The 15,213-nt window shown below is 30.4% G+C and carries 6 protein-coding genes; all 6 read right to left on the bottom strand.

What is annotated here, in order from left to right; translation table 11 throughout:
* Positions 1-214: 214 nt before the first annotated feature.
* Complete coding sequence (locus ACFIJ5_RS03540; protein WP_379803866.1) at positions 215-4,942, bottom strand: S8 family serine peptidase; 4,728 nt, start codon at positions 4,940-4,942, stop codon at positions 215-217.
* Between the two features lie 124 nt (positions 4,943-5,066).
* Complete coding sequence (locus ACFIJ5_RS03535; protein WP_379803863.1) at positions 5,067-7,415, bottom strand: cell wall-binding repeat-containing protein; 2,349 nt, start codon at positions 7,413-7,415, stop codon at positions 5,067-5,069.
* Positions 7,416-7,521: 106 nt separating this feature from the next.
* On the bottom strand, positions 7,522-7,794 hold the full coding sequence (locus ACFIJ5_RS03530; RefSeq protein WP_379803860.1) for a hypothetical protein: 273 nt from the start codon (positions 7,792-7,794) through the stop codon (positions 7,522-7,524).
* Between the two features lie 111 nt (positions 7,795-7,905).
* Positions 7,906-12,165, bottom strand: a complete 4,260-nt coding sequence (locus tag ACFIJ5_RS03525; RefSeq protein ID WP_379803858.1) for a DUF5050 domain-containing protein — start codon at positions 12,163-12,165, stop codon at positions 7,906-7,908.
* A 375-nt stretch (positions 12,166-12,540) separates the two neighbouring features.
* A complete protein-coding gene (locus ACFIJ5_RS03520; RefSeq protein ID WP_379803856.1) occupies positions 12,541-14,235 on the bottom strand; it encodes an ATP-binding protein in 1,695 nt (564 codons plus the stop codon).
* A gap of 172 nt (positions 14,236-14,407) precedes the next feature.
* The gene (locus ACFIJ5_RS03515; protein ID WP_379803853.1) at positions 14,408-15,193 is read right to left on the bottom strand and encodes a patatin-like phospholipase family protein; all 786 of its coding nucleotides are present in this window, start codon (positions 15,191-15,193) and stop codon (positions 14,408-14,410) included.
* Positions 15,194-15,213 lie beyond the last annotated feature (20 nt).

Here is a 15,213-nt window from a genome sequence, read left to right as displayed (position 1 = left end):
CATTTATTACCAATTTAGTAGCGTTTTTATAAATATTTTTGTACCCACTAGGATATTTCTTGTCCCTGGAAATTTTTGCACCCCTGGGGTACTTCCTTTTTTTGGGCTATCAACCAGCAAAAAAATCCAGCATTTCTGCTGGATTTCTACTGATTTTTTCACTGCTTGCCTCTGGAAATTTTTGCACCCCAGGGGTCATTCCATTTACTTACATTTAGTTTTGTCCGCCCACTTCTGGTTTAGGATCTTGAGGTTTTTCTGGTTGTGGTTGTTCTGGTTTTTCTGGATTTTCTACCTTTGGGTCATTCTTATTTTCTTTATTTTCCTCTACATTACCTTCATTGCCTTCATTTTTTGGCTCTTCTTCATTCTTGATTTCCTCTTCATTTTTTGGATCTTCTTTTTTTGGTTCTTCTTTAACCTTTTCTTCATCTTTAACTTCTTCTTTGTTTTCATTTTCCTCTGGATCTTCTACAACAGTCTTATCCTTATTATTTTCAGTATCTTCTACAACTTTATTTTCATTTGGCAAAACTGGTATTTGTATTATCTCTGATAAAGGTAACATTGTATCTAGTGAATCCCATACGAAACATCTTAATGAATATTCACCTTGTTGTGGTATTGAAAGTACTGAAGAAAGTTCTACACTACCTTTTGCTCCAACTACTTGAGTTGCTAAGTTTACATTTACCATCTTATTATTTTTGTCAAATACACCAACTATAAGAGTTGCAGATTTAGCTTCTTCAGAATTATTTATAACTTTTACTCCACCTCTAAATTGTTCACCATTTTTATAAGTGTCTTTAAAGTTAATTCTTTCTAATGTTAATTTGTCTCCTACTACAGTAGAATTCTCTTTAACTATTTTAACTATCTTAGTTATTTCATTACCCATTTCATCTACTGCCTTAAGATTAACTATAGTAGTTTTAGCAGTTAATTCAACTTCTTTTTCAAAGTCATAAACACTACCTTCAGGATTTGGCATTTCAAATGATACATGATGGTCAGCATTACCATTTATATAGAATGTATAGCCATAAGCATCGTCTTTAACTGTTCCTTTTAATGTGTATTTTTCTGTATCTTTAGGAACATTAATAACTACTTCATTATTATTTTCAATTGCACCTTTTGCATTTATAGCTATTTCTGGTGCTTTAGTATCGCAATAAACATTATAAGAATAATTAAATTCTTCTTCGCCTTTCTTTATAAATACTTTAACTTTGTTTAATGTACCTGCTTTTAATTTAACAGTATGAGTAAATTTTAAATTTTCAACCTTAACATCTTCATCATTTATTGTGAATTTGTCTGGCATTCCTTTTAGTGAACCTGTAACTACATAATTTTCTTCGTTAGTTTGCATTCCTGATTGTATATTGTCAAATTCTAATCCAATTTTATTATCTTGAACTTGGATATCTAGTGATTCTTCGTAAACATTCTTTTCATTTTCACCTTCTACTTTTATACCTTTTAATGTTACTTTATGCTTTCCAGCTGCTACATCTTTAAATGAATATACATAAGATGGTTTATCCTTTTCTACAGGTATACTAGTTACTTTCTTTCCATCTAAATATATATTTACTTGGTCTATTGCATTAATATAATTATCATTAATATAATAATTAACCTCAAAGTTTCCATCTACTAAGTTTTCTGGATTTACTTCGTTACCTTTTTTACTTATACTAGCATTAAAACCTTTTTTGTATGCCTTATTAACATCTAATCCTAAATTTCCAGCATAATCTAAAGCTCCGATAGCTAGATCATGCTTTCCTTCTGGTAATTTCAAATCAATATTATATATACCATCTTTATTAGGCTTAATGTCATTAAAGAATACTACTTTGCCATTTTCTTTATATAAATCTCCGTCTACCAATGCTACAAATTGTTTTATTCCAGAATTTACAGCTTCTTTGTCGTCTTTTGCCTTAAATTTTACACTATAAGTATTGTCTGGTTTTACTTCATCTCCATTAGATACTATTTCAACTTCTGGAGCTATAGAGTCAACCTTAACTTTCATATCAAGATTTTGAGGTTTAGCACCTTTATAATCTATACAACTTGCAACTCTTATTGTATATTGTCCATCTTCAGCTTTTTCATATTTACCAGTTTTACTATTATAAAGAGTTCCATCCCATAACCAATTTGGTTTTAATCTATAACCTGCTTCATGTGGATCTGAAATTACTATCTTTCTTATATTATTATCTAAAGATACGTTTCTTACAACTTTACCTGTGTTATCTAATACTTGTACTTTTAAAGTTTTAGCATTTCTAATTGCAAATAATATTGGAACAACACTATTGTTTGTTAATGCTCCCTTGTTAGTACTTATAGCTATTTTGTCTTCCTTTACTATAGGATTTCCTCTTCCATCTGATCCAGTTTGACCTAAATAATAATAATCCCCATCTGAACCTTTTGTTAATAATGTTGTAGTTCCGAAGAAACTATCTTCCCACATAGGCGCACCTATAGTAGGTAATCCATTCCAATCTCCATAGAATCCCATATATGGTATTCCTAATTCTGGTGCTTTGCTTGCTTCCTCACCTTTATTTTCTGGTGTGAATTTTATAAATCCTTCTGCAAAGCTATTTTTAAATTTTTCTCCACCCATTGTCAACATAACATCAACTTCAGCATCTTTTCCTGGTTCTACTGTAATAGTAGATTTGTTTACTCCAACATGTGAATCTGTCATTTCCTGCTCAAATGACATTCCTTGTACAAAACCCATAGTTTCTGTTAAAACTTTACTATCTTGTGGTGCAACTGTATAAGTAACTGCATTATCTCCATAGTTATGAAGTTTTAATGTAAATTCTTTTTGATTTCCAACTTCTTTTAATGCAACTACTGGCTTTCCATTAGCTTTGTATTCTACAGTTACATTATTTTCAACTGCAGCTTTAGTATCTACTAAGCCTGCCCCTTGTCTTCTTGGTGAATATGGTAATTCTGGATGAGCTTTATCCATTTGCACTTTAGCCGTATTTACAGCTAACTTTTTACCAAACTCCACTTTTTCTCTTTCACTTGCAAAAGATATTTTTTTAGAAGCTTCTATTTGTTTAACATGCTGCATTATTAATGCCATAGAACCTGCCATGTGTGGTGATGCCATAGATGTACCACTCATATTTTCATATTTATTGTCATTTACTGTTGACCAAATTTGTCCACCTGGAGCACTTATTTCAGGTTTAAAATCTAAGTTTGGAGTTGGTCCCCAAGATGTAAAATCTGACATATCATTTGCATTTATATTTTCAGCTGCTGTAACAATGTCTGGGAAAGATATTTTATCTTCCTTTCCTGCTACTTTTTGTAAATCTAATCCATCACTTCTTCTTACAAATATACCAGGTATTTTTACTCCTGGGTCAGTTGCCATGTTTATAAAGTTTTCTCCACCACCTGCATTGTTATATACAATAGCTCCTACAGCACCTGCAGCTTGAGCATTTAACTTTTTATCTACAAAAGTTAATCCTCCTCTTTCTATTAAAGCTATCTTGTTAGTTAAATCTTTTCCTTGAAAATCTTCTGGTTTTCCTTTTCCACAATCTACTAATTGATATTTTCCACTTAATACTCCTATTGGACTCATTTCTGAAGTTGAATATGGAATTTTTGTTTCTCCTAAAGTCAATGCTTTATATACAGCTGTAGTATTTTCATAAGATGCAACTTGAAGACTGTCTTCAGCAAGACCTGGTGAACCTACAAGACCTGTATCATTCACTCCTGGAATTTTGTAAGGTGATGTAGAAAAAGTTGAGTTACCAGCTGATACTACAACAGATACTCCATGGTCTACAGCATACTCTATTGCCTTTTGTTCAGGATCTTGTGCATCTTGGAATGCAGCAGTTGAACCAAGACTCATATTGATAACATCAGCTTTATGTGTTACTGAATCTTCTATAGCCGCAACTATATCATCTTGAAAAGCTCCGCCGCCTTTTGGATCATTAGAGAATACTTTCATAGCAAGAAGTTGTGCTTCAGGTGCTACCCCTCTTATTCCTGTATTATCTTTAATTTGATCTTCATTTTCACAATTAGCTCCAACTATACCTGCAACATGCATACCATGCATACTGTCAGTTGTATCTTTTACAACATGATTATCATCTGCAAAGTTATATCCATATGGAACTTTTTCTGTATACCAGTTACCTCTATCATCTTGATTTGCATCTATATCTGCTTTCTTTATTTTTGCTTTTGATGAATCTGAAAGTCTCATATCTTTATGACCAACGTCAATACCTGTATCAATTATTGATACTACTAAACCTTCACCTTTTAAACCATAATCCTTCCAAACCTTTTCTGCATTTGTAATTCCTTTTGCAGTATTCATTTCTGGATAATATACTTTTGCAACACTTACATGCTTAACTCCTGGTATTTCTTTTATTTTTTCTATATCTTTATATTGAACCTCTGCACTAAATCCATTTATAAGAACTCCATAAGTCTTTTTGATTTTTATGTTTCTATTTATATTAGTAACTTTCTTTTTTAAAGGCTGTTGAGCTTTTTTAATTGAATTTAATAATGCTTGATTTTTAGAATTCATTTCTATTTTTTTACCTTTTGCAACCTGATCCTTTAATGTTTTGCCCTCTACTTGAATTATAACTCTTACTTTTTCTTGTGGATTTACTTTTTCCTTTTTAGGCGCATTATCATTTTTAAAATTATATTTTCCTTTATAATCACCTAATTTAGTTAAAGTTTTTTTGTATGCTTCCTGAAGCTGTTTTATAATTTGTTCTTTTTCAGTATTTGTTTCAGTTTTAGCAGATACACTAAGTGGTGCTGCTGCTACTGTTGAAACTGCTAGCAATGCTGAAAGTAATACACTTAAAGTTTTTCCATGTTTTCTTTGCAAATCAAATAACCCCCTCTTTTCAGTGAACAGTTCACAGTGTACAATTGACAGTTAACCCCTGCTTACTGGAAACTGAATAATATTAATACTTTAAAATTAGATTACATAGTGACATACTAAACTGTTACTTTACACTAAATTCTTCTATTTTTATTTTTCCAGAGTATCTTCCACAAGCTTCACCATAATAAGTTCCACTATCAACAGTTAATGTATACTCTGCATGCCCCTTATTTATTTGACTACTCTCTAGCTGACCAACATGAACTATATCCCCATTTTCCTTATTACAAATTTTTATAGTCAATTGGTTATCCTGCTTACTTATATTGTCAAATTTTAATGTTACCTTTGTTCCACTAACTCGTGCATAAGCTTTAAAATCTTCTGAAGGTATAATCTTTTTAACTTCAAATTTTTCAGTTGTAAATTTTCCAGATTTCTTGCCTATTATAACTCCATAATAAGTTCCTGGTGATTTAACTTTAAATGTGTATGAAGCATGACCATTTATTATGTCACCTTTATTTTTTTGTAATTGTGCAAAGTTTTCAAATTCACCATTATCATTCATAACTTTTAAAGTTATCTCATCATCTTTTATATTGTTAATGTTAATTGTTATAGTGTCTCCATTTACTTTAATCTTTGCTGACATTTCAGTTTTATCTGGCTTGTCAGGCTTATCTGGATCTTCTGGTGTACTTGGACCACCACCAGAGCTGTCTCCTGAGCTTGAACCACCTGAGCTTGAGCTTCCTGATGAACTACCACTTGATGAACCACCTGTACTTACGTCACCTTTACCTACATCCTTTGCTCCGTCGCCTTTAAAGTCTATACCTTTATCTGCTTTTTCTATAACTGCACCTTTTGAAACTTCTACTTTACTTTCTTTTCCTTCATTTTCAAGTTTCATTTCTTTAATTTTTGATGACTTATCAACTTCTAGATTTGTTTTTCCTTTTAAAGTTACCACTTGGAATTTTCCTTTTAATTCTACCTTTTTATTTTTTTGAGAAGATTGTCCTATTTCTATATCTCCAAGCTTGCCTTGAGATGTATCCAATATTGCTGATGAAGTTACAACTGTTTTCTTTATTTTGTTATTTTCCTGTGCATTAATTGTTGTACTACCTTCATTTTTTATTTCTACAGATAATTTGTCACATTTAACTCCTTTTAAATAAACACTATGAGATGCTGAATTTAATACTCTTATTTCCTTAGCTTCTACATTATTTAAATGTGCAGCTCCCTTTTGATTTATATAAATAATTCCATCTACTTTTACATTATTAATTTTTATTCCTTCATTCTCAACATATAAATTGCCTTTTATATCAGCATTATTAAGTTCACTGTTTTTGCCATTTATAACCGCATTACCTTCTACTTGTTCACGGTTATCACCATTTTCTAAACCATACTTTTTATCATTTTCATTATATTGTTTTCCATTTAATTTAACTGCACTTAATATTGAATCTTTAACTGCTGCTTGTCCTCCTAAAGCTACTATTTCACTTGTTGGAGAAATTTCTCCTTTGACGAAATTTTTCGTATTTTCAGAAATCTGATTGTCTACTAAAATAACTGGCGAATTTGTTTGTGATGCTAAAACAGATCCTGCTAGCGCATCTGCAAATTCATTTTGTTTTGGACCATTTCCTCTTGATAAATAAATCTTTTTAAAATTAATTTCATTCTTAAATTCTTTCATTATTTTTGTATTAGTTTCAAATCTATTCTGTCCAAATAATCTCTTTGCATTTGGCAGTTTATCTTGTACATTTTGACTTACTGCTCCAGTTCCACCAATTACATAAGTATTATCAATATTTTTAATATGTTTTATATAATTAAGTACTTCCGAATCCATGTTATCTCTATCTGTCATTAAAATAGGCATTTGTTTTTGAGCTGCAATGGATGCAATAGATAATGCATCTGCATATTGATTTCCAGTTACTACTGCTACATCATTGGTTTCTCCTAACTCTTTAGCTATCTTCAATGATGTTTCATACCTATTATCTCCTGCAATTCTATTTACTTGTTTTATGCTTTTTATAGCTTGTACTTGTTTTTTTACATTTTCAGAGACCGCCCCAACGCCTCCGATTATTATTACATTTGCCGCTTTTAGTCTTTCAATTTCTTCTTTAACCTTTGGATTCAAAGAATTTTTTGAAGTTAAAAGTATTGGTGCCTTTTTAACCTTTGCCAGTGGTGCTGCACAAAGTGCATCTGCAAAGTCTTCTCCGCTTGCAAGGATAACATACTCACATCCGTCTTTCCATCCATAATTTGATACGGATACCGAGGTCTCATATCTATTTGACCCGCACAGTCTACCAAATGACGAAGTACTTACTTCTTGAGCCATTACCCCTGTGTTTGCTAATGCTGTAGTAAACACCAGAGACATAACTAAAGAACTGGCAAATACTTTTTTATGTTTATTTTCCAAGATAGCACTCCCCTTCCATTAATGTACATTACAATTATATTACATTTTTGTGAATTTTACCAGTATTTTCGTTCTAGTTTTTGAATTTTTTAATAATTGAATAAGTTTATATGGCTTTATTCAGCTCTATAAGTGGCATAAAATCAAGCTTTAAATTATACCCAATACTAAGTTTATTTGAGGATATTGAAAATATGATTAATGTTGTAAAATTTAAGTTAATTTTCTGAGAAAAGTTTTTTAATGAAGATATGTAACAAAAAAAATCCAGCATTTCTGCTGGATTCATATTTACTGCTTGCCCCTGGAAAAATTTACACCCCAGGGGTGCTTCCATTTTTTGCACCCCTGGGGTCGTTCCAAAAAATGGATCACCCATATTCTCAATTCTCACCAAGAATATGGGTGACCTTTTATTTTTGCATCATATTTGATGTGGATGCCAATTTAATTTAAAATTTAAAATTTAAAATTATTAATGTAAATTTATTTACTTATTAGTAACTACTACTGTGCAAACATCATATTTTCCTTTGTCCTTAGTTGTTACTACAATTGTAGCTGAACCTGCTTTTTTAGCAGTTACATTTCCATCTTGGTCAACTTCAGCCACTTCTCTATTACTTGAAACCCAAGTAACATCCTTATTTGTAGCATCTGATGGATTTACAGAAACATTAAGTTTCTTTGTATGTCCTACAACTAATGATAAGCTGCCTGAAATATCTACAGACGTTACTGGAACATAACCACCATTTACATGTACAGTACATGTGTCATATACATGTGTTCCATCAGCTTTTGCTTTTATTGTTACAGTTCCAGATTTTAATGCTTTTATTTTTCCTGTAGAATCTACTTTTACTACATCATCATCACTAGAAGTCCAGATTATATTAGGATTTTGTACATTATCAGGTTTACAATTAACATTTAATTGAACTTCATCACCTGCATTTATATTTAATGAATTTCTATCAATGTGTACTTGTGTTACATCAGTTACACTTGGCAAACCTACTGTAATTGTACAAGTATCATAATGTGATCCATCTTCAGTTATTACTCTAATACTTGTTGTACCACTAGCTAATGCTCTAATTTGATGTCCTTCTACTGCAACTATATTTTTATTATAAGATTCTAAAGTGTAATTTTGATTTGTAGCATTTACTGGTCTAATTTTTACTTCTGGAGTTTTAGTATCTCCAATTACCATAGTTATACTATTATCATCAAATGAAACTCCATATACACTTACATCGTTAGTTCCTTCTGAATTTATATTAAAATTGTAATATTTTGGCTTACTCTTTCTTCCTTTTGCATCTTCAAATACTATAAATGCTCTATATCTTCCACTTGAAAGCTTAAAGCCTTGACTGTCTTTATCTAAATCATAGTTACCTGTCCAATGAGTTGTTCTATTATCATAAATTGTTGCTAATGGAGTAGATCTTCTGTAATCCAATGTAGCATTATCAGGATTATCTTTTACAACATATACATATTGTTTAACAACATCACTGCTTGGAGTTGCCCATGTAAGAGCCATATCTCTTCCATCAACGCCATGGTTACTTGAATCATTATCCTTAGCATGGAAAGTCGATGGTTGTTTTGGTCCTGCTCCATTGTAATTTATTCTTACAGGTTTACTTTCAGAATTACCAGATGATGTTACTGTGATATATATATATCCTCCATCATTGTCTAAAACTGATGTTCCTAGATTTATAGTAGCTACTCCTGATGAATTTGCAGTTCCACTTGCCGCTGCACTTGTACCTGAATCTGTATTTCTATAAACTTTTATAACATCTCCAGAACCTAATCCTCTAACTGTCATTGTGTCACTAGTATCTGCACTATTTTCAATTGCAACTGAATGAGGATCTATATCTTTAGAAACTAAATTCAATTTGAATTTTGCAGTTGCACCATATCCTATAACCTTTCCGCTATAAGTCCTAGTTCCACTGCCCTGAGATACTTTATCTCTATCCCAAACAACAACAAGTTCTCTTACTGTATCATCACTCATAAGTACTGTAATTTTTTCTGGAAGATACTTATCATCAATATATTTTTGACTTCTGTTAATATCATTCATATCTATAGTCTTTTGGCCATCATAAACCTTTTTAACTTTTAATGTGTAATTTGGTTTCTTAACTGCACTTCCATTTTTACTTCCTGTTCTTATAGCATTTTTTAAATCATATCTATATAATTTACTAGATTTACTGTAGAAAATATTTTCACCTGTTACATTAATAGAATTTTTTCCTACACTTACAAAATTACCAGTAATATTTAAAGCCTCTGCACTATCATTACAAACTTTTTCACATCTAAAGTCTCTCTTACTTACTCTATATATCTTTCCACCATCAGATAGATTTGTATAATATACATAATCACCCATAGCATTTAAGCTAGAGACCTTACTTGCAAGTATATTGTGACTTGGAACAGTTCCATCTGTGCCTATTCTTTTTAATTGTCCAGAATCAGTAATATAATAAATATAACTTCCATACACATTTACATAATTACAAGATTCATTACTTAATTTTATTCTTCCAGTACCGTTGGTATTTACTGCATATAACTTATGACCATCACCATAATTACTGTAGTAAATAGTATTTCCAACAACATTTAAATATTCACATTCATCACTACATACTAACTGTGAACTTCCAAAAGAAGGTCCTTTTTCAGTTCTTGTTATTTTAATTTTATATATCTTTCCACCATTAGAGTGATTACTATAATAAATATAATCACCTACTACATTTACATATGTTGCTTTATCATTACATATTTTTTCAGGTTTTGTACCATCATTCTTAACCTTGTATAATTTAAAGTCATCTTTGTAATTACTGTATATAAGTGTATCATCAAAAACATTAATATATCTTGCATCATTTTCACTTATAGCTCTATTATAGCTTCCGTCTAAAGCCATCTTGTATAATTTGTTTCCATCACCAGTATTGTTATAGTATATATAACTTCCACTCTGCAGTGCCATACCACCATTTATGATATTTCCTGCTGCATTATTAGTCTTTTCATCTACAAGATCAAAATCTATCTTTCTACTTGTTCCACTTGTACTTAAAAATGATGTTATGTCTAATACACCTTTTGCTATGACTTTTTTGTCATAATTTAAAAGATAAACTTCTGTTTTAAATCTATTGTCTAAATCCCTAGAAAGGACACAATTTATCTCATTAGAACCATCTATATATTTAATATATGGACTTCCTTTTATTTGAAAATATTTAGCGCCAGCTATATGCTGCTTTACATTAGAAAATAATTTAACGCCAACTATTTTTCTATCTCCCATTTCAGAAATACTTAAATTAGAATTAGTACTTTGTGTTCCAACATTTTGAAGCTTAAACACATTTCCATTATAAACATAAGTTTTTTCAGTATAAGTATCATAAAAATGAACAGTCTTTCCACATTCTTTCATTAATTCTTCTTCAGTTAAAAATTCATTTGTATTAGGATTCAATATTCTACTGTTTCTTCCTTCTTTATAACAATAGAAAATCAAACCTGTTCCATTTTTTAAATCAGAATTAATTTTACTTGAATGTCTTATAAAATAATTCATTGAATAAGCTTTATCACCTATAACAGTAAATTTTTTGTCGTAAGGAAGTTCCGTTCCAATTCCTATCTGACCTTCGCCTGATATTATTCTATTTAATTCTTGTTCTAGTTGTGGTTTTATTACTGCTTTACCACCTACTATTTTAATAATAGTACTTTTTTTCATATTACTTCTTATAAATCTATTTGCACTTTCTATTTGAGAAGTTCCAGCACCAAGTCCACTAAGTACTACTGGTGAATTAGTTTTAGCAGCAGCACCTGAAGCTGCAAGAGCATCTGCAAATTGACTTTTTCTATCTGCTCCACCACAAGCTACATAAATCTTGTCGAAACTTATCTTATTTTTAAAATAATTTAATAATTTAATATTTGTATCAAATCTATCTCTTCCAGCTGCAATTCTCTTTCCACCTACAGATTTAAGGGCTGAATCAGTTATAATTCCTTTTCCACCTACTGCAAGTACATTGAGACTTTTAGTTTTTATTAAATTTTTTATGCAAGTTGGAACTTTTTTAGTATCTGTTATTAAAAGTGGATATCCCATATTAGCTGCAATAGAAGCTGCACTTATGGCATCTGGATAACCTACTTGTCCATTTGCTAGTAATACTGTTCTATTTCCACTTTTTCTTAATACTTCATTTGCAATTAAAACGCTTGTATCATATCTGCTTTTACCAGCAATACGTTTAACATAAATACCATAGTTAGATCTCAAACTGCTTTCAATTTGTGAACTAATACTTCCTTTTCCACCTATAATATAAACAGTTCTAGCACCTAATTCTCTTATAGTCTTTCCAACTTGATTTTCAAGTCTATTACCTGAAGTTAAAAGTATTGGTGCATTTAAGTTTTTTGCAAAAGGTGCTGCACAAACTGCATCTGCATATCCTTTTCCACTTACCAATACTACAGCATTTGAAGTTTTAAAAGTTTCCTTCGCAAGTCTACAAGCTGTTAAATATCTATTCTCTTCCCCTATTCTTTCCATGGTAGCTGCTTGTACATTTGTTGTGTTAACCACAGAAACGAAAGGAACACTCAAAACAGCACATATAGCTGATAAGCACACAGCTTTTGTAATGCTTTTATTACTCATACTTAACTGTCACTCCTTAAATAATTAGTAATGTATAATTAATAATTAATAATTAAGGAAATTTTTCCTTAGGAAAAAATAATTAAATTTAATTAAAAGCTTTCTTCGACGAAGAAAGGTGTCTTTCATTCTTAATTATTAATTGTATTTTCTTGGCATAATATGACAAAAAACTTTAATAATTCTTTCCAATTACTATTATATCATACCATATGTAGTTTATCGTAGAAATTTTAGTAATCTTTACTATTTTTCTGTTTTTATATAATAAAACCACCAGCAGTTTTGATTAAACTACTGGTGGCCTGGAAAAATTTACACCCCAGGGGTGCTTCCATTTTTTGCACCCCTGGGGTCATTCCACTTTTTGGAAGGTTAGCCTTCCACAGTGTAGACATCCTTTTTACCTACAACAATGATTAATGCTTTCTTTAAATCTTGTGTGCCAAGCTCTTCTTGAACAAACTTACTTTCTTCATATCCTTTGAGCTGTTTCAAGCCTTCTTCTTTGACCTTTTCTAATATGCCTCTATCACTCTCTTTTATATACTTTAACTCAATAATCCACTGGAACTTAGTTACATCCTTAAACTGAATCTTTCTCTTTAGCATTATGTCCACATACCCTTTATTATTCTCCGCTTCACTTTGAATAAAGTAAGTACTATCTACACCTAAAAGAGTAAGTATTATCATCTTGATATGTTTTTCATCCATTTGTATTAAATCCCTGTTAGATAAATCATCTAAAATTTTACCTATAAGTTTTGATAAAGATTCAATATTCCCATTCATTCTCATTTCATTTACCGCTAATCTTATATCATACAATTGAAGATTATACTCTAAATTCATTTTTTGAAAATATTGTTCCCAATAGATTGTTTTAATAACGTAGTTTGGTATTTTAAGCTCTGTTCCAAGAGGTCCTTGCCCCTTTATAGTAAGCATCCCAAGATAAAATAATAAAGATTTAAAATTTTCTTTTACACTATACATAGTATGGATATTAAATCTATCTACTAACATAGTAGAAGTTTCACCTTTTGTCATTATTTGATCTAACGCTTCTCTATCATTAAAATTATAAGCTAGTTGATTAACTTTTCCGTAATCAGTTTTTACATTGTTGTCTATCATTTCTTCTGGATAACGATTGTATGCTAAATAATTATCTAAAAAATACATAGACATATCAGGATTAAATACACTATTACCCCTTTTGTTAAACTTGTATCCATTATAATAAGTAGTCATATCTCTACAAATTTTTCCCCTAAGCTCTGTATCTTTTATGTTTACTTCATCCATAATCCAAGATAATTCTTTTCTTGTAAATCCCATCATGGCATTTAAATTTTCATCTAAAGTATAGTTTCTAGTTATATTGAACCCACTAGTTAAGTCATCCAGCATTATAGGACTTACACCTGTCATAAATATTCTATTAAAGTTATCCATAGTTGCATCTTTTATAGCTTTATAAAATACTTTAACAAATCCTTCACCATGCAGTATGCTTGTGTATGTGTTTTGCTTTCCTCCTGTGATTAACTCATTAGCAAAATTATCATATTCATCTATTAGGACAAATACTTTTTTATTTATTTTATTTGCTAAAAGGGATATATATTGTACTGCTATTTCCGCACTTTTCATTTCTCTTGAAACATCTTTTTCTTCAAATAAATTTGAATAATGATCTATAAATTTTTCTACAGATAAATTAACCTTTTCATTAAAACTATTCCTAAGTTCTTCTTCTCCATGCCCAGCATCGACTCCAGCAAAACTTATCCTCCAAACTAGAAACTCATTTCTTTCTTCTGTAGGATTTTTACCTATATATAAATCTCCAAATAATTCTTGAAATTTATTCTTTTTATTTATATCATAATAATTCTCCAGTGTGGATATGAATAAACTTTTTCCAAACCTTCTAGGTCTTATAAAAAATTGATAAGGAGCATATCTATCTAAAAGTTCTATATATGATGTTTTATCAACATATAGATAATTTTTTCCCCTTAAAACTTCAAAATTAGAAATGCCATAGGGTATTCTCTTCATTATTTCATCTCCTTTCTCTGTAAACTTGTTAACTATTAACTCATTTTTTCAGCTTTTTTAATAATCTTTGAAAATCTTCTATATAAATATTATATACCATAGTAAACTTTTCTAAAACAAAAATCCAGCGTTCCCGCTGGATTTAATTCTTTATTCTCTTAACTGTCCTCTGTTAACTTTCCACTGTCCTCTTTCCTTTTCTTCTTCCCTCATCAAACAGTCTTCTACAAAATTCTGGTTCAAACCTTATTGTATCCTGTGGTATAAATTCTTCTTCCCTTTTGATAACTATAATATTCTCTTTGTCATACACATCAAGTAAATACTGTGGTATAGTAAATCCGTTATGTAGTGGAAGCAAATAAATTTTATCCACCTTATGATCAACAAAAGGTTGCATCAAATTATTATTTAATATTCCACCATCTAAATTATATCCATCATACTCACCATCAATTAATTTTCCCCTAAAAGCTTCAAAAAGATTTTGAGTATTATAATCTCTAAGCATATTCTGAAAACTAAAATTTTCATTCACATTTAAAGCAAAAGGAAGAAGTGAACTGTACTTAACACTCTTTAACTTTTCGTCATTTTGTATTTTTGTAATATCAACTAATTTCTCCTCAAGTTCTCCCTTGTTGACACTTACATAATTCACATAGAAATGTTTTATATTTTCATCATTGCCCTTAAGTTTCCCCAAATTTTCTATTATAAACTGATTTTCAATTACCTTATTTACAGTAAGCTGATTTTGAACAGTTTTCATATCTATTTCCGTATACATCTTTTTCATTTCTTCCAGTCTAGATTTATATAAAAAATATCCATTTACAGCTCCAATAGAAGTGCCACAAATTATATCAAATTTTATACCTTTTTCTTTCAGTGCATATATTGCTCCAGCTTGAAATGCACCCTTAGCACCTCCACCTTGTAAAAATAAACCATTCATGCACATACCCCCCATTTTTC

Origin of the sequence: Haloimpatiens myeolchijeotgali, from assembly GCF_042688525.2 — a bacterium.
Lineage (GTDB): Bacteria > Bacillota > Clostridia > Clostridiales > Clostridiaceae > Haloimpatiens.
The sequence above is the reverse complement of the archived record's forward strand: the minus strand, read 5'-3'. Positions and strand labels throughout refer to the sequence as shown.

Excerpts from the sequence above, each read along its gene's own strand:
- ACFIJ5_RS03530 (WP_379803860.1), bottom strand. The coding sequence starts at position 7,794 with ATGGGTGATCCATTTTTTGGAACGACCCCAGGGGTGCAAAAAATGGAA.
- ACFIJ5_RS03520 (WP_379803856.1), bottom strand. The coding sequence starts at position 14,235 with ATGAAGAGAATACCCTATGGCATTTCTAATTTTGAAGTTTTAAGGGGA.
- ACFIJ5_RS03525 (WP_379803858.1), bottom strand. The coding sequence starts at position 12,165 with ATGAGTAATAAAAGCATTACAAAAGCTGTGTGCTTATCAGCTATATGT.
- ACFIJ5_RS03515 (WP_379803853.1), bottom strand. The coding sequence starts at position 15,193 with ATGAATGGTTTATTTTTACAAGGTGGAGGTGCTAAGGGTGCATTTCAA.